This is a genomic window from Rhizobacter sp. J219 (assembly GCF_024700055.1).
Lineage (GTDB): Bacteria > Pseudomonadota > Gammaproteobacteria > Burkholderiales > Burkholderiaceae_C > Rhizobacter.
Genome location: NZ_JAJOND010000001.1, coordinates 3,624,497 through 3,644,249 on the forward strand (window position 1 = coordinate 3,624,497; position 19,753 = coordinate 3,644,249).

The following is a 19,753-nucleotide window of genomic DNA, read 5'->3' on the forward strand; positions in this document are numbered from 1 at the left end:
GAACCAGGAGACCCATGTCATGCAACGACGCACCTTCGCGCTGGCCGCACTCGCGCTGCCGGCCCTCGCCCACGGCCAGGCCACCACGCCCGAAAAGCCTCAGCTCAGCATCGCGGTGGGCGGCAAGAACCTGCTCTATTACCTGCCGCTCACCATCGCCGAGAGCCTGGGCTACTTCAAGGCCGAGGGGCTCGACGTCACCGTCGTCGACTTCGCCGGCGGCTCGCGTGCCCTGCAGGCGGTGATCGGCGGCAGCGCCGACGTCGTCTCCGGTGCCTTCGAGCACACGATCAACATGCAGGCCAAGGGCCAGAAGCTGCGCGCCTTCGTGCTGCAGGGCCGCGCGCCGCAGATCGTGCTGGGCGTGAACCCGAAGACGATGCCGGGCTTCAAGACCGTGGCCGACCTGAAGGGCAAGAAGATCGGCGTCACCGCGCCGGGCTCCAGCACCAACGTGATGGTGAACTTCGTGCTCGCCAAGGCCGGGCTGAAGCCAGGCGACGTGTCCATCATCGGCGTGGGGGCGGCCAACGGCGCCGTGGCCGCGATGCGCTCGGGCCAGATCGACGCCCTTTCCAACCTCGACCCGGTGATCACGCTCCTGCAGCGCAGCGGCGACCTGAAGATCGTGTCAGACACACGCGTGGTCGCCGAGGCCGACCGGGTGTTCGGCGGGCCGATGCCGGCCGGCTGCCTGTACGCGCCGCAGGCCTTCATCGACAAGCATCCGCGCACCGTGCAGGCGCTGACGAATGCGATCGTGCGCGCCGACAAATGGATCCAGTCCGCCGGGCCGAGCGAAATCGTGAAGGCCGTACCCGAGAGCTACCTGCTCGGCGACCGCGCGGTCTACATCGACGCCTTCCTCGCCAGCAAGGGCGCGCTCTCGCCCGACGGCATGGTGCCGGACGCCGGCGCGACCACGGCACTGCGTGCGCTGCTCAGCGTGGACGAAAGCCTGAAGAGCGTGGCCTTCGACCTGGGCGCGGTCTACACCAACGACTTCGCGAAGAAGGCCAACGCGAAATACCCCAAGGGATGAGCACGCCCGCGCTGTCGCTTGAAGGGGTGGGCTGCACCTTCGTCTCGCGCGACGACGCTTCGCAGCGCTACACCGCCGTGAAGGACGTGTCGCTCACCGTCGGCGCCGGCGAGTTCGTCTCGGTGGTCGGGCCCACCGGCTGCGGCAAGAGCACGCTGCTCAACGTGGCCGCAGGCCTGCTGGCGCCGAGCACGGGCACGGTACGCGTGTTCGGCGAGCCGCTCGCGGGCCTCAACCGCCGCGCGGGCTACATGTTCCAGACCGAATCGCTGATGCCCTGGCGCACCGCACGGGCCAACGTGATGGCGGGGCTCGAATTCCGCGGCGTGGCCGATGCGCGGGCGCAGGCCGACGAGTGGCTGAAGCGCGTCGGGCTCGGCGGCTTCGGCGACCGGTATCCGCACCAGCTCTCGGGCGGCATGAGGAAGCGCGTGAGCCTTGCACAAACGCTCGTGGTCGACCCCGACATCATCCTGATGGACGAGCCCTTCTCGGCGCTCGACGTCCAGACGCGCCAGCTCATGGAGAACGAGGTGCTCGCGCTGTGGGCTGCCAAGAAGAAGGCCGTGTTGTTCATCACGCACGACCTCGATGAAGCCATCGCCATGAGCGACCGGGTCGTCGTGCTGAGCGCCGGCCCGGCGTCGCACCCGATCGGTGAGTTCCACATCGACCTGCCGCGTCCGCGCGACGTGGCCGAGGTGCGCGTGACGCCGCGCTTCGTCGAGCTGCACCAGGCCATCTGGTCGGTGCTGCGCGACGAGGTGTTGAAGGGCTACCGGCAGCAGCTGGCCGCATGAAAAACACCCTCGCGCTGCGCCTCGCCCAGCTCGCCCTGCTGGTGGCGGTGTTCGTGCTGTGGCACCTGCTCACCACGCCCGGGCTCCTGCCACCCTTCCTCTTCGCCGACGACCGCCAGGCGGCCTTCTTCTTCGGCGAGCCGGTGAAGATCTTCGCCCGCATCTGGAGCTGGTTCGTCGTCAACGCCGACATCTACCAGCACCTCGGCGTGACGCTGCTGGAGACGGTGCTCGCCTTCGGCATCGGCACCGTGCTCGGCCTCGCCTGCGGCATGTGGCTGGCGCTGAGCCCGCTCGCCGCCGCCATCTGCGACCCCTACATCAAGGCGCTGAACTCGATGCCGCGCGTGATCCTCGCGCCGATCTTCGCGGTGTGGTTCGGGCTCGGCGTCGCGAGCAAGGTGGCGCTCGGCGTCACGCTGGTCTTCTTCATCGTCTTCTTCAACGTCTACCAGGGCGTGAAGGAGGTGAGCCCGGTCGTGCTCGCCAACGCACGCATGCTGGGCGCGAGCCAGCGCCAGCTGCTGCGCCACGTGTACCTGCCGAGTGCGACGAGCTGGGTCTTCAGCTCGCTGCATACGAGCGTGGGTCTTGCCTTCGTGGGCGCAGTGGTGGGCGAGTACCTCGGCTCGGCGCGCGGCGTGGGCTACCTGATCCTGCAGGCCGAGGGCGCCTTCGACATCAACACGGTGATGGCGGGCATCCTCGTGCTGACCGCGTTTGCGCTGCTGCTGGACATGCTCGTCGGCCAGGTGGAGCGCCGGCTCATGAAATGGCAGCCGAAGAGCGGCGAGACGGAAAAGCTCTGATCAGGTGATGCGGAAGTAGTCGAGCACCACCAGCCGCGCCTCGCGACGGCCGGACGCGATGGCCATCGTCTTGTTGAGGTGCCACCACGCGGCCGCGCCGGTCTGGAAGCGAATCAGGGTACGGAAGAAATAATCCTTCGGGTCGACCGGCTCGCCACGCGCCAGGCGCTCCATCACGGGCGGCTCGGCGTGGCGCATGCCGACGCTCGTGACCTCGATCAGCGCCCCATCGTCGGCCTGGATCACATAGTGGGCCGAGATGTCGAGCACGCCGTCGCCGCGGTTGATCTGCCAGTCGACGCCACCGTCGACCAGCCGGCCGTTGAGTTCCGGGCCCTGCACCGTGCCGCCCTTGAGCGGGATATAGCGACGCTCGCCGTAGGGGCCACCGCCCAGGCTGACGAGCTTCTCCACCTCGCAGCGGACCTGGCACATGGGGACGAGGGCGGGCGGCGGGGCGATGTCGGGCATGGCAGCGGAGTCGAGGCGGGAGGATGGCTTGACGATACGCGCGCGCTGGCGTTCACCCAGTCATCCCAGAAGATGACGCCGCCGTGTCGTCCTCACGGATGACACACGATCGCAGCCGGCCGGCCCACACTCCGCCACCAAGGAGACCCACACCCATGCGCCACACCCGCCGTGCCCTGATCGCTGCCGCCAGCCTTGCTGCCTTGGCCCTGCCCACCCTGAGCCACGCCCAGGCCTACCCGAGCCAGGCGGTGAAGCTGATCGTGGGCTTTCCGCCGGGCACCGCCCCCGACACCGTGACGCGCCTCGTCGGCCAGAAGCTGGAGTCCGGGCTCAAGCAATCGGTGGTGGTCGACAACCGCGCCGGTGCCGGCGGCCAGATCGCCACGCAGGCGGTCGCCAAGAGCGCCCCCGACGGCTACACGCTGCTGATCGGCGAAGTCGGCTCGATCAGCATCGCGCCGGCCGCCTTCAGCAAGCTGCCCTACGACCCGGCCAAGGAGCTGGCGGTCGTCGCGGAGATCGTGCGCTCCGACTTCGTGCTGGTGATCCCGGCCTCGTCGCCGCACAAGACCCTGGCCGACCTGCTGAAAGCGGCCAAGGCGAGCAAGGATCGCGTCAATTTCGCCACCTTCGGCGCCGGCACGCCCGGCCACTTCGGCGCGGACATCCTGGCCGACCAGGCGGGCTTCAAGGTGGAGCCGATCCACTACCGCGCCACCGGCGATGCGGTGACCGCGATTGCCAACGGAGACGTCGCCGCCGCGTTCGTGTCGACCGGCTTCGCCTCGGCCCAGCTCAAGGGCGGCAAAATGCGCGCCCTGGCGACAACGGCCTCGGCCCGCTCGCCGCTGCTGCCCGACGTGCCCACCTTCGCCGAGAGCGGCCTGCCCAAGATCGACTTCTCGGCCTGGTTCGCCCTCTTTGCGCCGGCCGGCACGCCGGCGGCGGTGCTCGACACCCTGAACAAGCAGGCGGTGGCCGCGGTGCAGGCGCCCGAGGTCAAGCAAAAGCTCACCGACGCCGGCTTCACCGTCACCGGCACCTCGCGCGCCGACGCGGAAAAGCTCGTTAAAACGGAAGCCCCGCGCTGGGCTGCGATCGTCAAGCAGAGCGGGTTCAAGGGCGACTGATCGGCGACCGATGGGCGGGTTGACTTTCGGCGGGTGCGCGCGGGTCACAGATTGACAATCATCGGACGGCGCAGCTGAACTATGCTGCGCCATCCTTGTCCCATGTCTTTCGGAGCCGCACGATGAAGCCCATCCGCCTCACCCCCCTCGCCCTCGCCCTTGCCCTGGCCCTCGGCGTGGCCGCCGCGCCCGCCTCGGCCAGCTCGACCGCCGCCTCGTCCGCATCCGAAGGTGTCTCCGCCTCGGTCGGCAGCGTCTCCACCTCGTTCGAGAAATCGAGCGACGCCTCGTCGAAGAAGGACAAGACCGCCGCCGGCGACTACAAGGTGACCGAGGTCGCCGAAGTGGCCGAGCGCCCCGGCACCGTGCGCCTGGCCTTGCAGCCCGTGGCGGCCGATGCCAAGGCCGACGACAGCTTCTACCTCTACGTGCCGGCGCAGGTCGTCGCCCGCGACCCGGTCGCCGCCGGCCAGGTGATCACCGCCAAGCCGCGCCCCTACGGCGTGGAGTTCGCCCGCGCCGACACCGGCCGTGCCTTCTTCCTCGTGATGCACGACGCCTGGCACCGCGAGCTGCAGTCGAACGCCGTCACGCTTTGATTCCTCGCTGGATCGCCCGGGCGGCCGTGCTGCTCGGGCTGTGCGGCGCCACGCTCGTGGCGCACGCGGGCAGCTACCGCTTCTGCGACCAGCCGCTCGAACTCAACGCCGAGCAGAAAGACCGCCTGTTCCGCCTGGGCGGCGTCATCAAGGACGCGCTGGAGCAGCACGCCCCCCACGGCGTCGCGCTGATGTCGCGCTCGGGCCTGGACCTGGCCCGCTTCGGCCACCGTTTCTCGCATGCCGGCGTGAGCCTGAAGGCCAACAGCGACACCCCCTGGGCGGTGCGACAGCTCTACTACGCCTGCGACGAAAAACGGCCGCGCCTCTACGACCAGGGCATCTCGGGCTTCCTGCTCGGCACCGAAGACCCGAAGGAGGGTTACGTCTCGGTGGTGTTCCTGCCCGAAACAGCCGCCCGCCGGCTGGAGGCGGCGGCCCTCGACAGGCGCGGTGCGCTGACGCTGCTGTCGGGCGTCTACAGCGCGAATGCGTTTGCGTTCAGCGAGCGTTACCAGAACTGCAACCAGTGGGTTGCCGAGCTGCTCGCGAGTGCGTGGTCCGACACGCCCGTCACCTCGCGCACCGACGCCCAGGCGTGGCTGGTGCAGCACGGCTACCGACCGAGCAGCTTCGACATCCACCACCGCTGGCTGCTGTCGCTCGCGATGGTCTTCGTGCCCTGGCTGCACCGAGATGACCACCCGATCGAAGACCTGCACGACGCGAGGCTGCGCATCAGCATGCCGGTCTCGATCGAGGCCTTCGTGCGCGAGCAGGTGCCGGGTGCGACACGCATGGAGTTCTGCCACAACGAGCGGCACATGGTGGTGCGCCGCGGCTGGGAGCCGATCGCCGAGGGCTGCACGCCCGGCGAGGGCGACACCGTGATCCCGTACTAGCTAGCGCGCCGGCCGAGCGCCGCGCCGCCCCAAGCCGGCCGGCATCCCCTCGGGGGATCGGCCGTGTACCCACGGCCGAGGGGCTGTCATCACTTGGAAGTGGGCATCACGAACTCGGCGCCCTTGCCGATGCTCGCGGGCCAGCGCTGCATGACGCTCTTCTGCTTGGTGTAGAAACGCACGCCTTCTTCGCCATAGGCGTGCATGTCGCCGAAGAGGCTCTTCTTCCAGCCGCCGAAGCCGTGCCACGCCATCGGCACCGGGATGGGCACGTTGATGCCCACCATGCCGACCTGGATGCGCCGCGCAAACTCGCGCGCCACGTTGCCGTCGCTGGTGAAGCACGAGACGCCATTGCCGAACTCGTGCTCGTTGATGAGCTGCACGGCCGAGGCGAAATCGGGCACACGCACCACGCCGAGCACCGGGCCGAAGATCTCTTCCCGGTAGATCTTCATCTGCGGCGTCACATGGTCGAAGAGCGTGCCACCGAGCCAGAAGCCCTGTTCGTGGCCCGGCACCTTGAAGCCTCGCCCGTCGACGACGAGCTTCGCGCCTTCCTTCACGCCGTGGTCGATGTAGCCGGTGATGCGGTCGAGCGCCTGCGCGGTCACGATCGGGCCCATCTCGGCGTCGAGCCCATGCCGTTCTTGATCTTGAGCGTCTTCGCGCGCGCGGCGAGGGCCGGCACCAGCTTGTCAGCCACGTCGCCCACCGCCACTGCGACGCTGATCGCCATGCAGCGCTCGCCGGCCGAGCCGTAGCCGGCACCGATGAGCGCGTCCACCGCCTGGTCGAGGTCGGCATCGGGCATCACCACCATGTGGTTCTTCGCGCCGCCCAGTGCCTGCACACGCTTGCCGTGGTGGGCGCCGGTCTCGTAGATGTACTGCGCGATCGGTGTCGAGCCGACGAAGCTGATGGCCTTCACATCAGGGTGCGTGAGCAGCGTGTCGACGGCAAGCTTGTCACCCTGCACGACGTTGAACACCCCATCGGGGAGCCCGGCTTCCTTGAGCAGCTGCGCCATGAAGATCGAGGGCGACGGATCGCGCTCGCTCGGCTTCAGCACGAAGCTGTTGCCTGCCGCGATGGCGACCGGAAACATCCAGCACGGCACCATGCACGGGAAGTTGAACGGCGTGATGCCGGCCACCACGCCGAGCGGCTGGCGCAGCGTCCAGTTGTCGATGCCGGTGGAGACCTGCTCGGTGTAGTCACCCTTCAGCAGCTGCGGGATGCCGCAGGCGAACTCGATGATGTCGATGCCGCGGCTCACCTCGCCCTGCGCATCGGTGAACACCTTGCCGTGTTCGGCGGTGATCATCGCGGCCAGCGTGTCGCGGTGCTGGTTCATGAGTTCGAGGAACTTGAACATCACCCGCGCACGCCGCAGCGGCGGGGTGTCGGCCCAGGGCGCAAAGGCCGCCTGCGCCGCCGCCACCGCGGCCTTCACCTCGTCGGCACCGGCCAGCGCCACCTGCCGCGCCACCTGGCCGGTGGCCGGGTTGTAGACCGCCTGGCGCCGGCCGCTGCTACCAGCGACCAGGGTGCCGCCGATGAAGTGGCCCACGTCGTGGGGGGTGGTGAAAGCCTCGGGTGCGCCCATGACGGTCTCCTGCAAATCGTGTGTGCTGAAACCAGTCTAGGCGCCGGCCCTTCGCTTGCCAATGCGCTTCGCCTGACTTCATTGTTCGATAAACTGAACAGCCATGGCGACCCTTGATCCCCGCGTCGACCTGCTCTGGCCGCAGGTGCACACGCTCGTGCTGCTGGCCCAGACCGCGAGCTACACGCAGGTCGCGCAGCGGCTGGGCCTGTCGAAGGCGGCGGTGAGCCAGCGCATCAGCGACCTCGAACGTGCGGTGGGGCAGACGCTCGTCCAGCGCACCACACGCTCGGTGCGTCTCACCGAAGCCGGCCAGCGCCTGGCCGAGCAGACCACCGAGAGCTTTGCGCTCATCGCGCGCAGCGTGAGCGAAGCGCGCGACCTCGCCTCGCAACCGCGCGGCCTGGTGCGCCTGACCGCGCCGGTGGCCCTGGGTCGCCAGCACCTTGCGCCGCAGATCGAGCGCTTCTTGCGCGAGCAGCCCGAGATCCGCGTCGAGCTGGATCTCTCCGACCGGCTCGCCACCCTCGCCCACGAGGGCTACGACCTCGCCGTGCGCCACACGAGCGCACCGCCCGACAACCATGTGGCGTGGAAGCTGTGCCCGTCGCGCGCCTTGCTGGTGGCCAGCGCCGCCTATTTGAAGCGCCACGGCACGCCCCAGCTCCCGAGCGATCTGGCGCAGCACGCGTGTCTCGCCTACCTGCGCCCGGGCCCCACGGTGTGGCAGTTTGAGCGTGCCACGCGCAGCGGCCCCGAGCGTTTGAGCGTCACCGTGCAAGGCGCGCTGCGCGCCAGCAACAGCGAGGTGCTGCGCGACGCGGCGCTCTCGGGCCTGGGCATCGCGCTCGTGCCTGACTTCAGCGCCGCCGCGGCCGTGCGCGCGAAGCGCCTGCGCGTCGTGTTGCCCGCGTGGCGGCCGGTGGGGGCGTTCGGCGATGCCATCTATGCGCTGCACCCCTGGAGCCCGACGACCCCGAAGGCGGTGCAGGCCCTGGTGAGCCATCTGAAGCACGGATTCAGTGCCGGCTTTCCAGTCGATTGACACCCAGCGCGGCGCGGCCAAAAAAAAGCCCACCCGGTGAAGGGTGGGCCGTTCAAGTCCTCTAGAGGACGTCGTTGGGACCGTTGCGGGTTCTCTCGCTTCTGCGTCGCGTTGTTTTTCTTGGGCGCTCTGTCGAGTGGAACCGTGTACGTGGTGGTCAAAAGACCCCGTGTGACAGCACGGAGGGCACTGTAGTCGTGGCCCTCCAGGGCCCCCATCCCCAATACGAGGGACGAATCACACGGCTTTGTAGCAAGCCATTTCCTCTCACCCTCTTTTGGGGGGCGCGACAATCACCGCCTCTTCATCCACGCGCCCAGGGCCTTTCACGTGAACGTCACATCGCCTCTCCACGAGAAAGAGATCGACGAGTTGCAGACGCTGCTCGACCGTGTGCCCGCACCGCTGGAGCCGCTGGACGTGAGCATGCTCGACGGCTACCTCTGCGGCGTGCTCGTGCAGCCGGTGCGTGTGCCGCCCAGCCGCTGGATGCCGCACATCACCGATGCCGATGGCCGCGCGTTGCCGGCGGGCTTCGACGCCAGTCGACTGCATGCGCTGGCGCAGCGCCGGCATGCGGAGCTCAACGATGCGATTGCGCGTCGCCAGTGGTTCGACCCGTGGGTGTTCGAACTGGAAACGGATGACGACGACGAGCCCGCGGCGCCCGATGCGGTCTACCCGTGGGTGGCCGGCTTCGCGCTGGCGATGGAATGTTTTCCCGAGCTGATGCAGCGTGATGCGCACGCGCTCACCGAGCCCCTCGCGCTGCTCTACCGCCACCTCGACCCCGACGACCTGGAAGATGCCGACGAGCTGCTCGCCGAGATCGACACCCTGGAGCCGCCCGAGGACCTGACCGCCGCGGTGGAAGAACTGGTGCGGGCCACGCTGCTGCTGGCCGACATCGGCCGGCCGCTGCCGGCGCCGCCCAAGCCCACGAGCCGGCCCAGACGCCCCGGCCCGCCGCCGCGCCGACGTCACTGAGAGGCGGCTCGGGCCGCGTCAGCGCACGCGTTCGAACCAGCGCTGCGCGTAGAGCGCAAGCCCGGTCGCGACACTCGCAAACCGATCGCCACGCACCGCCCGCGCCTGCGGGAAGGCCGCCGCGATCTGCTGCGCGAGCAGGCGCAGGCCGGTGGACCCACCGGTGAAATAGAGCGCATCCACCTGTGACGGCTGCAGCCCCGCCTGGGCCACCGTCACCCGTGCCGCCTCGACGATGCGCGCGAGATCGCCCTCGATCGCGGCCACCGCCTGCGGCTCGCTCAATGTCGACGCCAGCCGGTGCTCGACGTGGCCGAGGTCGATGCGCACCTCGCCACCTTCGGCCACCGCGATCTTGGCCTCTTCGGCGCGCGACGCGAGTTCGTGGCCGAGGCGCTCGGTCACCACCGTCATCAGGCGCTGGTGGTGTTTCGGCTCGGCGTAGAAGCTGCGCATCTGCCGCAGCTCGGCCACGCGCGCCGGGTTGTAGACGGTGTTGATCAGGTGCCAGGTGGCGAGGTCGAAGTACACGCCGCTCGGCACCTCGCGCGCCGGAGCGCCGTTGACGCTCGGGCCGTAGGCGCCGTAGCCGAACTCGCCGAGGATGCTCGCCAGCTCGATGCGCCGGTCGAAGTCGGTGCCGGCGATGTGCACGCCGTGGTTGGCCAGGATGTCGTGCTTGCGCTCCAGGTGCTTCGCCCGCTCGGGGCCCACGCGCACCAGCGAGAAGTCCGACGTGCCGCCGCCGATGTCGGCCACGAGCACGATCTCTTCACGCGAGGTGTTACGCAAGAGAAGCGTGCGCTCGTAGTCGAAGGCGGCGGCGATCGGCTCGTACTGGAAGTGCACCTCGCGAAAGCCCACCGCCCGCGCCGCCGCCGCCAACGAGGCTTGGGCCTGTGCGTCGCGCTCGGGCTCGTCGTCGACGAAGTACACCGGCCGGCCCATCACCACCTGGTCGATGCGCATGCCGGCCGCGCGTTCGGCCGCGGTCTTCAGGTGCAGCAGGTAGCCGCTGATGATGTCGAGGTACTTGGCGCCGCGGCCAGCGCCCACGTCGGTGGTCTGGTCGACCAGGCTCGTGCCGAGGATGCTCTTCATCGAGCGCATCAAGCGCCCGTCCACCCCTTCGACATAGGCCGCCAGTGCGGCACGGCCAAACGCGCGAGGCGGGCCATTCGTCTCGGGCCCTTCGGCGTAATAGAACACCGCCGTGGGCATGGTGGGATGGCCGGCTTCCAGCTCGACCAGCCGCATGACGCTACCGGCCGCAGAAAGCCCTGGAATCGCGATGGCCGAGTTGGACGTGCCGAAGTCGATGGCGCAGTACATGAAAGGGGCCCGCGAAAAAGGGGCGCGATTGTAGACTCGGCCGCCATGACCGCCGACGCCTCTGCCAGTCACGACCTGCCCACGCTGCTGGCGCGCGTCGCCCTGCACGACCGGGCCGCCTTCGAGCGGCTGTATGGCGCCACCTGTGCGCATCTGTTGAGCGTCGCGTTTCGTATCTTGAACAATCGAGACCGCGCCGAAGAGGTGCTGCAGGAAGCTTTCATGAACGTGTGGCACAGCGCCGCCAGCTACAACCCGGTCGTGGCCGCGCCCATGACCTGGCTGATCAACATCGTGCGCAACAAGGCGATCGACACCCTGCGCGCCGGCCGCACCGAGCGCGCCAGCACCGTGACGCTCGACGACGAGGCCCTCGCCGTCGCCAGCGACGACCTGCAGCAGCCCCAGCAACTGCTCGCCGACAGCCTGGCCAAGGCCCGCATCGACGGCTGCATGGGCACGCTCACCGCCTCGCAACGCCAGGCCCTGGCGCTCGCCTATTACCGCGGCATGGTGCACACCGAAATCGCCACCTCGCTCAACGCGCCCCTGGGCACCGCCAAGGCGTGGGTGCGGCGCGGGCTCGACAAGCTCAAGGAATGCCTCGAAGCCCGGGGCGTGCGCGCATGAACTACCTGCAACCGCCCGAGCGCCTGGACAAGCTGGCCCGCGAATACGCGCTCGGCACGCTGGCCGGCGGTGCTCGCCGGCGCTTCGAGCGGGTGCTGCGGCAATCCCCCCAGGCCGAACGCGCGGTGGCCGCCTGGCAGGAGCGCTACGCGGTGCTCGCCGAGGGCTTGCCGCCGATGGCGCCGCGCCCGCGCGTGTGGCAGGGCCTGGAACAGCGCCTCTTCCCGAGTGCCGCCAAGCGTCGCACCGGCTGGTGGCAGCTCGTCGGCGGCGTGCTGGCCGGCGTGATGCTCTGCAGCGTGGTGCTGCGGCTGGAGCCCGGCCTGATCGGCCTGGAGCCGCGTGCCGAAACCCTGCCCGCGAGCTACGTGGGCCTGCTGACCGATGCCGCCGGCACGCCCACCGTGCTCGCCAGCTCGCGCCGCCACGGCCGGCAGCTGACGGTCAAGCTTCTGAAGCCGCTCGTGATCCCGAGCGGCCGTGTCGCCCAGCTGTGGGCCTATCCGCAGGACGGTAGCGCGGCCTTTCCGGTCGGGGTGCTGCCGGCCAGCGGGCAGGCGAGCGTTGCGCTGGCCGACACCTCGGAAAGGCTCTTCTTCAAGGTCTCGCGGCTGGCGGTGAGCTACGAAAGCGCCCCCGCCGCCGCGGGCCAGAGCCCGACCGAGCCACTGGTGCTGAGCGGCCATTGCGTCAAGCTCTGGTAGGCGCGAAACTTTTTTTGCCGGCCCTGCGTCCGTCTGCGGGGCTCATGTCGTAAGTGCCTGCATGCCGCCGATCTCCGGCGGCTTCACCACCCCCAAGGAACGACCATGAACCTGCTTTCCCGCCTCTTCAGCTTCAGCCTGTTCGCGCTCGCCCTGTCGGCCGCCCACGCCGCCGACCTCGGCCCGGCCCCGGCCGCCAAAGACACCGACAAGCTCGCCGGCGCGCGCGCGCAGATCGCGGCCCGCAACTGGAGCGGCGCCATCGACGAGTCTCAAGCGCGTCAACGACACCGGCAGCGCCGACTGGAACAACCTGATGGGCTACAGCCTGCGCAAGGCGAAGACGCCCGACCTCGCAGGCTCGGAGAAGTACTACGACCAGGCCCTGCGCATCGACCCCAAGCACCTGGGCACGCTCGAATATTCGGGCGAGCTGTACCTGATGAAGGGCGAGCTGGCCCGCGCCGAGCAGCGCCTGGCCGCGCTCGACGCTGCCTGCAACCGCTCGTGCACCGAATACGCCGACCTCAAGCGCGCCATCGAGCGCTACAAGGCCTCGGGCCAGAAGTACGTGTCGAGCGACTACTGATCAGGCGGCCGCTTCGCGCCACGGCGCAGAGGCGGCCTCGCCGCAGAAGCCGAACGCGAGCGCCGGGCGCTGGCCGCTCATCAGCTCGGCCATCGCGCGGCCCGAGCCGGCGCCGTGCGTCCAGCCGAGCGTGCCGTGGCCGGCGTTGACCCACAACCGGCCGATGCGTGTGCGGCCGATGTAGGGGATGTTGTCGGGCGTGCTCGGCCGCAGGCCGGCCCAGAAATGCGGCTCGCGGGTGTCGGCCACGCCAGGAAAGATCTCCTCGTAGCGTTTCACGAGCGCCGCGCAGCGCACCTGAGCCGTCGGCGAGTCGAGCCCGGTGTCGTAGCCGGCCATCTCGGCGGTGCCGGCCACGCGCACGGTGTCGCCCAGGCGGCTGATGGCGATCTTGCGGGTGTCGTCGATCATGCTCACGACGCTGGCCCGCTCGGGGTGGCGCAGCTTGAACGTGGCCGAGTAGCCCTTGGCCGGGTAGATGTTGAGGTAGAGGCCGAGCGGGCGCAGCAGCGGCGCGGTGTGGCTGCCGAGCGCGGCGACGAAGGCGTCGGCCTTGAGCGTGCGCGACTCGTGGCGCTGCTGCACTCGCACCGACTGCAGCTCGCCGCCCGTCACCTCGAAGCCGGCAACATCGTGGCCGTAGAGGAAACGGGCCCCGCGCGCTTCGCACAGGCGCGCCAAGGACTGCGTGAAACTGCGCGCATCGCCCGACTCGTCGCTCGCGGTGTAGGTACCGCCGACGATGTGCTCGGCAAAGCCGCGCAGGGCAGGCTCGACGCGCAGCACCTCGTCGCGCGAGAGCACACGCCGGTCCACCCCGTGCCGCCGCATGATCTCGGCGCCGGCCGCAACGCCGTCGAAGTCTTTCGCGTTGCAGAAGAAATGCAGGATGCCGCGCTCCAGCCGGTCGTAGGTGATGCCGGTCTGCGCGACCAGCCCCTTCAGCGACTCGTGGCTGTAGCGCCCGAGCGCGACGAGCTGCGCCACATTGCGCTCGAAGGCGCCGTGCGTGCAGTTGGCGAGAAAGCTCAAGGCCCAGCGCCACTGGTGCACGTCGAGCCGGGGGCGAAAGAGCAGCGGCGAGTCGTCGTGCGCCAGCCACTTGATGACCTTGAGCGGCGCGCTCGGGTGCGCCCAGGGCTCGCAGTAGCTGACCGAGATCTGCGCCCCGTTGGCAAAGCTCGTCTCCAGCGCGGCATCGGGTTGCCGGTCGACGACGGTGACCTCGTGGCCGTGTTCCAGCAGGTACCACGCGGTGCTGACGCCGACGATTCCCGCACCCAGTACGACGACCTTCATCACATCCCTCCTGCGAGCAACTGCCCGGCCACGCTGAACATCACCACCGCCACCGTCGCGTCGATCGCACGCCAGATGAGCGGGCGCTGCAACCAGCGCGAAGCCGCCGCGGCGCCGTAGCCGAGCGTCGCAAACCACATCAGCGAGGCGAGGCCGGCGCCAGTGGCAAATGCGACACGGCCGGTCTCACCATGCTGCGCGCCCACGCTGCCGAGCAGCACCACCGTGTCGAGGTAGACGTGCGGGTTGAGGTAGGTCAGCGCGAGCGTGGTGGCGAGCGTGGCACCGAGGCTCGCCACGCGCGGCCCGGCCTGCACCAGCTGGGCCTGGCCACGCCAGGCCTGAAGCGCCGAACGCGCGCCGTACGCGAGCAGGAAGGCCGCACCGCCGAAGCGGAAGAACTGCAGCAGCGCCGGCGACGACTGGATCACCGTGCCGAGGCCGAACACACCCAGCGCGATCAGCAGCCAGTCCGACACGGTGCACAGCATCACCACCGGCCCGACATGCGCACGCTGCAGGCCCTGGCGCAGCACCAGCGCGTTCTGCGCGCCGATGGCGACGATCAGCCCGGCGGTCATCAGCCAGCCCTGGAGAAATGCGGTGCCTGTCATGCGCCGGATTGTGGGGAGCGCTTGCGCTCAAGTGAAGCGTCATTCATATTTCTCGTGCTTCATCAGGGATGCTTATGAAAGACCTCGACCCGGCCGGGCTCGACTGCCTGGCGGCGCTCGCCGACGACGGCCACTTCGAACGCGCCGCACGTCGCCTCTCGATCACGCAATCGGCCGTGTCGCAGCGCTTGCGCACGCTGGAGGCACAGGTCGGGCAGCTGCTCGTGGTGCGCTCGCGCCCGCTGCGCCTCACCGAGGCGGGCAAGGTGCTGCTGCGCTTCGCGCGCCAGCTGCAGGCGATGCGCGCCGACGTGGCACTCGAACTCGGCGTCGGCCCCGACAGCGGCCAGCGCCTGCCGATCGCCGTCAACGCCGACAGCCTGGCCACCTGGGTGCTGCCGGCGCTCGACCCGGTGGTGCAGGACGGCGCGGCGCTCGAACTGGTGGTCGACGACCAGAACTTCACTCATGACTGGCTGCGCCAGGGCGCGGTGCTCGGCTGCGTGAGCACGGTGAGCGAGGCGCTGCGCGGCTGCCGCGTGGTGCCGCTTGGCAGCATGCGCTACACCGCGGTCGCGAGCCCGGCGTTCATCGCGCGGCGCCTGCCGCAAGGGCTGGGGCGCGGAAACTTCGCACAGGTGCCCTTCCTCATCTTCAACCGCAAGGACGACATGCAGACGCAATGGGTGTCGCGCGCCTTCGGCGTGCGCTCGCCACGGCTGCAGGAGATCTTCGTGCCCTCGTCGGAAGCCTATGTGCGCGCGGCGCTCATGGGCTGGGGCGTCGGCGTGGTGCCGCTGGTGCAGGTGGGCGGTCTGGTGGAGCGCGGCGACCTCGTCGCGCTACGCCCCGAGGTGGAGCTGAACGTGCGGCTGTACTGGCACCAGTGGCGCCTGGGGCCCGACGGCACACCGCCATCGGAACGGGTGGCACTGCTCGACCGCCTCGGCGATGCGCTGGTGGCGGGCGCCAAAGCTGCGCTCGGCCCGCCGGGCCGCGCCCCGCGCAGCTGATCAGCGCATCTGCAGCGCCTGCCCGCCGGTGCGCGCCATCTCGGGCAGAGCGGTGTCTTCCGACGCCAGTAGCAGCGCGCTGACCAGCGCGGCCACCACCGTCAGCCACGTGAGCGCTCGAATTGCCAACCGGTTCACGACAACCACCTCCATGCGGGAACTCCGCGTGACGCTATGGTGACGGTTCTTCTTGCATCGCAGCAAAAGCGCCGCGAAACGCCCCTTGCGGGATGTGGACAAGGCCGACGCGTGAGGCGCCGCACATAACGGCCAATTGCGTGGTTTGATGACCGCAAATCGGCTCATCGACGCGGCCTTCGCGCGTCACACTGTCTCTCAATCGGACCCATGCGAGAGGGCATCATGAACCTGCTTCCCCGTTGGATGAGACCAGACGCCACACAGCGTGAGCAGAGCACGGCCGAGCCCGATCCCGGGGACATGGGCACGGCTTTCGGGCTGGACGCAAGCCTCGGGCCGCTGGACGACGAGCCCACCGCCCAGGCGCCGGCCCAACCCGACGACCGCTTCTGGCAACAGCGGCTCGACCGCCGGCCTCAGCGCTGAGCGTCGACGCCACAACGTTGCGGTAACTTGTTGCACCCACGAGTCTTTTCACGACTGCAGCGTCCACGCGAGAGCGCGACTGACTAGAATCGGCCGATGGCCAAGGTGTCGTTCAAGGAGCAGGTGCTGCGTGCACGCGAGGATGCGATCCTCGCTTCGGTCAACCGCCTGCTGGCGGAAAAAGGCTTCGACGTCATGACCGTCGACGAGGTGGCGGCCGACGTCGGCATCGCCAAGGCCAGCCTCTACAAGCACTTCAGTTCCAAGGAAGAACTCGCCGGCGCGGCGATGGTGCGGGTGCTGCAACGCGCCCAGGCCTTCATGGACACCCTGCCGCCCGGCGCCCGGGCCGTCGAGCAGCTGCAGGCGGTCGCCCGCTGGACGATGCAAGTGCAGCTCGCCGGCGAAATGCCCTCCCTGCCGGCGCAGAACTCCGCACTGCGCGCCTCGCTGATGGCCAACAAGCCCTACCTCGACCGGCTGATGGACGTGAGCGACCGCCTGGGCGAGTGGATCGTCGCAGCCCAGCAGGCCGGCGACCTGAACCCGGCGCTGCCACCGGAGGTGGTGCTCTACACCCTCTTCGCCCGCGCCTGCGACCCGGTGCTGGGCGTGCTCAAGGCGAGCGGCCAGCACAGTGACGAACGCATCATCGAGATGCTGATGTCGACCTGCTTTGACGGGCTGGCCGGGCGGGCTCAGACCTCCACGACGAAAAGCGGGTCGTAACCCTCGGCCTCGCCGCGGCGCGCGTGGCCGCGGGCATTGCAGACCACCCGGGTCGTGCGGCCGTCGGCATGGGCCACGGTGTAGTCGTGGCGGCAATGCAGGTGGCCGTGGATCCACACGTCGGCGAACGGCAGCAGGTCGTCGTCGGCGTTGCAGAAGCTCGCCGTGCCTGACTGGTGGCCGTAGCGCGGGTCGGCACTGCGCAGGCTGGGGGCGAAATGGGTCAAGGCGACAGTGGTGTCGCAGCCGGTCGTGTCACGCGCCAGCTCTTGCGCGAGCCAGTCGCGGCAGGCGAGGCCCTCCTCGCGCACCCGTTCCGCATCGAAGGGCAGCCCACCGCGCGTGGAGCGCTGGACGCGCATGAAATAGCTGCCGGCGCGCATCGCCTTGTCGCGCTGCGCGGTGCCGAACGCGTCGAAATCGCACCAGCGCACCGTCGAGACGAAGCGGACACGACGACCCTGCCGGTCGGCGATGACCCTGCTTTCGCGTTCCAGCAAAGTGATGCCGAGCGAGGCGCAGTGCTCACGCAGCAGCGGCCAGGTGGTGTCGACATCGCGGTCGTCGAACTCGTGGTTGCCGGCGACCATCAGCACCGGCACGGGCCAGCTGCCGAATTGGGCGAGGCCCTGCCAGGTGCTGTCGATGTCGCCCCCCAGGACCAGCATCTCCGCACCAGGCGCCGGCTCGGGCCGGAAGTCCTCGGTTTCGAGGTGCAGGTCGGACAGCAGTTGCAGACGCACGGAAGGCCGGGCTCAGGCAGCGCCGTGGCACTGCTTGAACTTCTTGCCGCTGCCGCAGGGGCACGGGTCGTTGCGGCCGACCTTGGGCTCCTCGCGGCGGATGGTCTCGACCTTGTAGCGCTCGTCCATTGTGAGGTCGTAGAGGTCGGCCACCGAGGCCACGAGTTCCTCGATCGCGTCGTCGAGCGTCTTCAGCGGCTGCTCGCGGTCGAGCGTGGCCACGACTTCTCGCTCTTCGTCGGTCTCGGCCGGCAGGTGGCGAAAGACGCGGGCCAGCGCGGCCATCACCGCGTCGTCCGCGATCTCGGTGAGGTCGGCAAAGCAGATGGTGGCGAAATGGAAACCGGCCACCCAAGGCGCCACCGGCCGCGACACCTCGCTCACCCCCGCCCAGGGGTCGGGTTCGTCGGCCGGCAACGGCTCGGCAGGCGCTTCGTCGTCCATCTCCAGGATCAGCGGATCGAACCAGCCGTCTTCGGCCAGGGTCCGGTTGAGGGCGGCGTGGCGGCGCAGGATCAGCTCGGACACGCGCGTGTGCCAGGCCGCGTCCACATCGTCGGGCAGCAGCTCGCCGTTCATGTCGAACACATGCGGCATCCACGCGGCGGGCTCCAGCAGCACCGGCTGCACGATCACGCCGCAGAGGAAGCCGTCGAGCATCACCGCATCGAGCGGCTGCAGCGGCTCGGGCGTGGACGCAAGCAGGTCGTCGAGTTCGGCGAACTCGGCATCGGTCAGGTCGGCGTGGGTGGCCATGTCAGTCAGCAGAAGCGGGGGAAGCCGGGATTGTCACGCCAGGGCGTGGCTGCGAGGCCTCGACCAGGCGATCGCGCAGCCACTCGTGCGCGCTGACGCGGTCGTGCCGCATGTGCCACATCGCCTCGACGTGGATGCGCGCCATCGGCATTGGCAAGGGCCGCTCCACCAGCTGGGACTGGTAGCCCGTGGCGACGACGAACGATGCCGGCAGCACCGTCAGCAGGTCGCTGCGCGCGACCACCCGGCCGGCGGTGAAGAACTGGTTGACCGTCAGCACGATGCGGCGGGTGCGGTTGAGCGCCGCCAGCGCCTGGTCGACGAAACCGTGTGGCCGACCGGAAAAGCTCACGAGCAGGTGGTGGGCCTGACAGAAGGCGTCCAGCGTCAGCTCGCCCTCGGCCAGCGGGTGCCCAGCCCGCATCACGCAGACGTATTCGCTTTCGTTCAGGCGCTGATGCCGCAGCGCGCTCTGGGCCCCTTGCGACACCAGCTCGGCGATCGCCTCGGGAAAGTAGCCGACCGCCACGTCGATCTCTCCGCGCTCCACCAGCGAACGCGGGTCGCGGGTGGTGAGCGGGATCACCCGCAGGTTGACCAGCGCCTGCTGGGCTTCGATGTGGTCGATGAGCGGCGGCAACAGCACGGCGGCCGTTGCATCGGCCATCGCCAGGCGGAAGCTGACCGCGTCGCGCTGGGGGTCGAAGTCGCCCGGGTCGAGTGCCGAGCGCAGCTGGTCGAGCGCGGCGCGCACCTGTGGCCACAACTTCTCGGCAAACGGCGTCGGCACCACGCCGTGGGTGGCGCGGGTCAGCAGCTCCTCACCCACCGACTCCTTGAAGCGCCGCAACGCGTTGCTCACCGCCGGCTGGGTCAGCGCCAGGCGGGTAGCGGCGCGGGTCAGGTTGCGCTCGGCCATCACGGCGTCGAACACACGCAGCAGGTTCAGGTCGAGCGTCTTGAAGTTCATGGTCCGTGATTTTGTGCCGACATGCGCTTTGTGAATATCACCGATTCACATTCTTGATTGGACGCGCATTAGTAGTTTCCCTAGGATTCATCCCAATGCGAACTCTCTGTGAGTTGCAGAAGTTGCCCCGAAGGAGCACACCATGACCACCACGACCATCAGCCTCCAGATCCCGCAACCCCGCACGGCACCGCGCCTCGCCGCCGTGATCGGCGAATGGGTGGCCGCTCTGCTGAATGCGCTGCCCTCCGGCACGCCGGCACCGCGCTATCCGTCGCGTGAAGCCGCTCGGGTGCGAGCACTGGCTCACCGCATCGAAAGCAGCGACCCGCGCTTCGCCTCCGAGCTGTATGCCGCTGCCGACCGCCACGAGATGCTGTACAGCTGATCCCCCGCCGCAAGGCACCGGA

General features: G+C 69.2%; 24 protein-coding genes and 1 pseudogene. 15 read left to right on the forward strand and 10 right to left on the reverse strand.

Annotated elements, in window-relative coordinates; translation table 11 throughout:
* The first annotated feature begins 19 nt into the window (after positions 1-19).
* From LRS03_RS17085 to LRS03_RS17095, 3 genes are read left to right on the forward strand one after another with little or no spacing between them, the layout of a single operon-like run.
* Positions 20-1,042: an ABC transporter substrate-binding protein gene (locus tag LRS03_RS17085; RefSeq protein WP_257826928.1), complete on the forward strand. Its 1,023-nt coding sequence runs from the start codon at positions 20-22 to the stop codon at positions 1,040-1,042.
* Positions 1,039-1,842 (forward strand): ABC transporter ATP-binding protein, encoded by an 804-nt coding sequence (locus tag LRS03_RS17090; RefSeq protein ID WP_257826930.1) that lies wholly within the window; start codon positions 1,039-1,041, stop codon positions 1,840-1,842. Before LRS03_RS17085 ends, LRS03_RS17090 begins: the two co-directional genes overlap by 4 nt.
* Positions 1,839-2,651 (forward strand): ABC transporter permease, encoded by an 813-nt coding sequence (locus LRS03_RS17095; protein ID WP_257826932.1) that lies wholly within the window; start codon positions 1,839-1,841, stop codon positions 2,649-2,651. Before LRS03_RS17090 ends, LRS03_RS17095 begins: the two co-directional genes overlap by 4 nt.
* Here the strand turns inward: LRS03_RS17095 and LRS03_RS17100 are convergent, their stop codons facing one another.
* Positions 2,652-3,122, reverse strand: coding sequence for a DUF3237 domain-containing protein (locus tag LRS03_RS17100; protein WP_257826934.1), 471 nt, complete (start codon positions 3,120-3,122; stop codon positions 2,652-2,654). It lies immediately after the preceding gene.
* Between the two features lie 155 nt (positions 3,123-3,277).
* On the opposite strand from LRS03_RS17100, the gene LRS03_RS17105 reads away from it, so the two are divergent.
* From LRS03_RS17105 to LRS03_RS17115, 3 genes are all read left to right on the forward strand, one after another.
* Positions 3,278-4,255 (forward strand): Bug family tripartite tricarboxylate transporter substrate binding protein, encoded by a 978-nt coding sequence (locus LRS03_RS17105; RefSeq protein WP_257826936.1) that lies wholly within the window; start codon positions 3,278-3,280, stop codon positions 4,253-4,255.
* A 122-nt stretch (positions 4,256-4,377) separates the two neighbouring features.
* On the forward strand, positions 4,378-4,854 hold the full coding sequence (locus tag LRS03_RS17110) for a hypothetical protein (protein ID WP_257826937.1): 477 nt from the start codon (positions 4,378-4,380) through the stop codon (positions 4,852-4,854).
* Positions 4,851-5,756: a DUF2145 domain-containing protein gene (locus tag LRS03_RS17115; protein WP_257826939.1), complete on the forward strand. Its 906-nt coding sequence runs from the start codon at positions 4,851-4,853 to the stop codon at positions 5,754-5,756. Before LRS03_RS17110 ends, LRS03_RS17115 begins: the two co-directional genes overlap by 4 nt.
* Positions 5,757-5,845: 89 nt before the next feature.
* Here LRS03_RS17115 and LRS03_RS17120 read toward each other — a convergent pair.
* Positions 5,846-7,365, reverse strand: a pseudogene (locus tag LRS03_RS17120) (CoA-acylating methylmalonate-semialdehyde dehydrogenase).
* Between the two features lie 103 nt (positions 7,366-7,468).
* Here LRS03_RS17120 and LRS03_RS17125 point away from each other — a divergent pair.
* Together LRS03_RS17125 and LRS03_RS17130 are read left to right on the forward strand one after the other, a co-directional pair.
* Positions 7,469-8,410 carry a LysR family transcriptional regulator gene (locus LRS03_RS17125; RefSeq protein ID WP_257826941.1) on the forward strand — a complete coding sequence of 314 codons (942 nt, stop codon included), beginning with the start codon at positions 7,469-7,471 and terminating at the stop codon, positions 8,408-8,410.
* Between the two features lie 330 nt (positions 8,411-8,740).
* Positions 8,741-9,397 carry a YecA/YgfB family protein gene (locus tag LRS03_RS17130; RefSeq protein WP_257826943.1) on the forward strand — a complete coding sequence of 219 codons (657 nt, stop codon included), beginning with the start codon at positions 8,741-8,743 and terminating at the stop codon, positions 9,395-9,397.
* Positions 9,398-9,415: 18 nt separating this feature from the next.
* On the opposite strand, the gene LRS03_RS17135 is transcribed toward LRS03_RS17130, so the two are convergent.
* On the reverse strand, positions 9,416-10,729 hold the full coding sequence (locus LRS03_RS17135) for an Hsp70 family protein (RefSeq protein ID WP_257826944.1): 1,314 nt from the start codon (positions 10,727-10,729) through the stop codon (positions 9,416-9,418).
* A 45-nt stretch (positions 10,730-10,774) separates the two neighbouring features.
* Here LRS03_RS17135 and LRS03_RS17140 point away from each other — a divergent pair, with 45 nt between their 5' ends.
* Together LRS03_RS17140 and LRS03_RS17145 are read left to right on the forward strand one after the other, a co-directional pair.
* Entirely contained in the window at positions 10,775-11,359 is a 585-nt protein-coding gene (locus LRS03_RS17140; RefSeq protein WP_257826946.1) for a sigma-70 family RNA polymerase sigma factor, read from the forward strand.
* On the forward strand, positions 11,356-12,063 hold the full coding sequence (locus LRS03_RS17145) for an anti-sigma factor (RefSeq protein ID WP_257826948.1): 708 nt from the start codon (positions 11,356-11,358) through the stop codon (positions 12,061-12,063). Before LRS03_RS17140 ends, LRS03_RS17145 begins: the two co-directional genes overlap by 4 nt.
* 42 nt (positions 12,064-12,105) lie before the next feature.
* Here LRS03_RS17145 and LRS03_RS17150 read toward each other — a convergent pair whose 3' ends face one another.
* A complete protein-coding gene (locus tag LRS03_RS17150; protein ID WP_257826950.1) occupies positions 12,106-12,375 on the reverse strand; it encodes a hypothetical protein in 270 nt (89 codons plus the stop codon).
* A 4-nt stretch (positions 12,376-12,379) separates the two neighbouring features.
* On the opposite strand from LRS03_RS17150, the gene LRS03_RS17155 reads away from it, so the two are divergent.
* Positions 12,380-12,652, forward strand: a complete 273-nt coding sequence (locus LRS03_RS17155) for a tetratricopeptide repeat protein (RefSeq protein ID WP_257826952.1) — start codon at positions 12,380-12,382, stop codon at positions 12,650-12,652.
* On the opposite strand, the gene LRS03_RS17160 is transcribed toward LRS03_RS17155, so the two are convergent.
* Together LRS03_RS17160 and LRS03_RS17165 are read right to left on the reverse strand one after the other, a co-directional pair.
* Entirely contained in the window at positions 12,653-13,951 is a 1,299-nt protein-coding gene (locus LRS03_RS17160) for a D-amino acid dehydrogenase (RefSeq protein WP_257826954.1), read from the reverse strand.
* Positions 13,951-14,565: a LysE/ArgO family amino acid transporter gene (locus tag LRS03_RS17165; RefSeq protein ID WP_257826955.1), complete on the reverse strand. Its 615-nt coding sequence runs from the start codon at positions 14,563-14,565 to the stop codon at positions 13,951-13,953. Before LRS03_RS17165 ends, LRS03_RS17160 begins: the two co-directional genes overlap by 1 nt.
* Before the next feature lie 74 nt (positions 14,566-14,639).
* Between LRS03_RS17165 and LRS03_RS17170 the strand changes: the two genes are divergently transcribed.
* A complete protein-coding gene (locus LRS03_RS17170) occupies positions 14,640-15,578 on the forward strand; it encodes a LysR family transcriptional regulator ArgP (RefSeq protein ID WP_257826956.1) in 939 nt (312 codons plus the stop codon).
* On the opposite strand, the gene LRS03_RS17175 is transcribed toward LRS03_RS17170, so the two are convergent.
* A complete protein-coding gene (locus LRS03_RS17175; protein WP_257826957.1) occupies positions 15,579-15,716 on the reverse strand; it encodes a hypothetical protein in 138 nt (45 codons plus the stop codon).
* Between the two features lie 225 nt (positions 15,717-15,941).
* Here LRS03_RS17175 and LRS03_RS17180 point away from each other — a divergent pair, with 225 nt between their 5' ends.
* Together LRS03_RS17180 and LRS03_RS17185 are read left to right on the forward strand one after the other, a co-directional pair.
* A complete protein-coding gene (locus LRS03_RS17180) occupies positions 15,942-16,145 on the forward strand; it encodes a hypothetical protein (RefSeq protein ID WP_257826958.1) in 204 nt (67 codons plus the stop codon).
* 96 nt (positions 16,146-16,241) lie between these two features.
* Positions 16,242-16,874 carry a TetR/AcrR family transcriptional regulator gene (locus LRS03_RS17185; RefSeq protein WP_257826959.1) on the forward strand — a complete coding sequence of 211 codons (633 nt, stop codon included), beginning with the start codon at positions 16,242-16,244 and terminating at the stop codon, positions 16,872-16,874.
* Here the strand turns inward: LRS03_RS17185 and LRS03_RS17190 are convergent.
* From LRS03_RS17190 to LRS03_RS17200, 3 genes are read right to left on the reverse strand one after another with little or no spacing between them, the layout of a single operon-like run.
* On the reverse strand, positions 16,844-17,617 hold the full coding sequence (locus LRS03_RS17190; RefSeq protein WP_257826962.1) for a metallophosphoesterase: 774 nt from the start codon (positions 17,615-17,617) through the stop codon (positions 16,844-16,846). The genes LRS03_RS17185 and LRS03_RS17190 overlap by 31 nt on opposite strands.
* 12 nt (positions 17,618-17,629) lie before the next feature.
* Positions 17,630-18,373 (reverse strand): UPF0149 family protein, encoded by a 744-nt coding sequence (locus LRS03_RS17195; RefSeq protein ID WP_257826963.1) that lies wholly within the window; start codon positions 18,371-18,373, stop codon positions 17,630-17,632.
* A gap of 1 nt (position 18,374) precedes the next feature.
* A complete protein-coding gene (locus LRS03_RS17200) occupies positions 18,375-19,343 on the reverse strand; it encodes a LysR family transcriptional regulator (RefSeq protein ID WP_257826965.1) in 969 nt (322 codons plus the stop codon).
* Between the two features lie 142 nt (positions 19,344-19,485).
* Here LRS03_RS17200 and LRS03_RS17205 point away from each other — a divergent pair, with 142 nt between their 5' ends.
* Positions 19,486-19,731 carry a hypothetical protein gene (locus tag LRS03_RS17205; protein ID WP_257826967.1) on the forward strand — a complete coding sequence of 82 codons (246 nt, stop codon included), beginning with the start codon at positions 19,486-19,488 and terminating at the stop codon, positions 19,729-19,731.
* The last annotated feature ends 22 nt before the right edge of the window (positions 19,732-19,753 follow it).

What these genes read in the sequence shown, in the direction of transcription:
- LRS03_RS17100 (WP_257826934.1), bottom strand. Translation starts at nt 3,122, where the DNA reads ATGCCCGACATCGCCCCGCCGCCCGCCCTCGTCCCCATGTGCCAGGTC.
- LRS03_RS17165 (WP_257826955.1), bottom strand. Translation starts at nt 14,565, where the DNA reads ATGACAGGCACCGCATTTCTCCAGGGCTGGCTGATGACCGCCGGGCTG.
- LRS03_RS17095 (WP_257826932.1), top strand. Translation starts at nt 1,839, where the DNA reads ATGAAAAACACCCTCGCGCTGCGCCTCGCCCAGCTCGCCCTGCTGGTG.
- LRS03_RS17205 (WP_257826967.1), top strand. Translation starts at nt 19,486, where the DNA reads ATGACCACCACGACCATCAGCCTCCAGATCCCGCAACCCCGCACGGCA.
- LRS03_RS17140 (WP_257826946.1), top strand. Translation starts at nt 10,775, where the DNA reads ATGACCGCCGACGCCTCTGCCAGTCACGACCTGCCCACGCTGCTGGCG.
- LRS03_RS17195 (WP_257826963.1), bottom strand. Translation starts at nt 18,373, where the DNA reads ATGGCCACCCACGCCGACCTGACCGATGCCGAGTTCGCCGAACTCGAC.
- LRS03_RS17145 (WP_257826948.1), top strand. Translation starts at nt 11,356, where the DNA reads ATGAACTACCTGCAACCGCCCGAGCGCCTGGACAAGCTGGCCCGCGAA.
- LRS03_RS17170 (WP_257826956.1), top strand. Translation starts at nt 14,640, where the DNA reads ATGAAAGACCTCGACCCGGCCGGGCTCGACTGCCTGGCGGCGCTCGCC.
- LRS03_RS17090 (WP_257826930.1), top strand. Translation starts at nt 1,039, where the DNA reads ATGAGCACGCCCGCGCTGTCGCTTGAAGGGGTGGGCTGCACCTTCGTC.
- LRS03_RS17135 (WP_257826944.1), bottom strand. Translation starts at nt 10,729, where the DNA reads ATGTACTGCGCCATCGACTTCGGCACGTCCAACTCGGCCATCGCGATT.
- LRS03_RS17160 (WP_257826954.1), bottom strand. Translation starts at nt 13,951, where the DNA reads ATGAAGGTCGTCGTACTGGGTGCGGGAATCGTCGGCGTCAGCACCGCG.
- LRS03_RS17125 (WP_257826941.1), top strand. Translation starts at nt 7,469, where the DNA reads ATGGCGACCCTTGATCCCCGCGTCGACCTGCTCTGGCCGCAGGTGCAC.
- LRS03_RS17180 (WP_257826958.1), top strand. Translation starts at nt 15,942, where the DNA reads ATGAACCTGCTTCCCCGTTGGATGAGACCAGACGCCACACAGCGTGAG.
- LRS03_RS17085 (WP_257826928.1), top strand. Translation starts at nt 20, where the DNA reads ATGCAACGACGCACCTTCGCGCTGGCCGCACTCGCGCTGCCGGCCCTC.
- LRS03_RS17200 (WP_257826965.1), bottom strand. Translation starts at nt 19,343, where the DNA reads ATGAACTTCAAGACGCTCGACCTGAACCTGCTGCGTGTGTTCGACGCC.
- LRS03_RS17185 (WP_257826959.1), top strand. Translation starts at nt 16,242, where the DNA reads ATGGCCAAGGTGTCGTTCAAGGAGCAGGTGCTGCGTGCACGCGAGGAT.
- LRS03_RS17155 (WP_257826952.1), top strand. Translation starts at nt 12,380, where the DNA reads ATGGGCTACAGCCTGCGCAAGGCGAAGACGCCCGACCTCGCAGGCTCG.
- LRS03_RS17105 (WP_257826936.1), top strand. Translation starts at nt 3,278, where the DNA reads ATGCGCCACACCCGCCGTGCCCTGATCGCTGCCGCCAGCCTTGCTGCC.
- LRS03_RS17110 (WP_257826937.1), top strand. Translation starts at nt 4,378, where the DNA reads ATGAAGCCCATCCGCCTCACCCCCCTCGCCCTCGCCCTTGCCCTGGCC.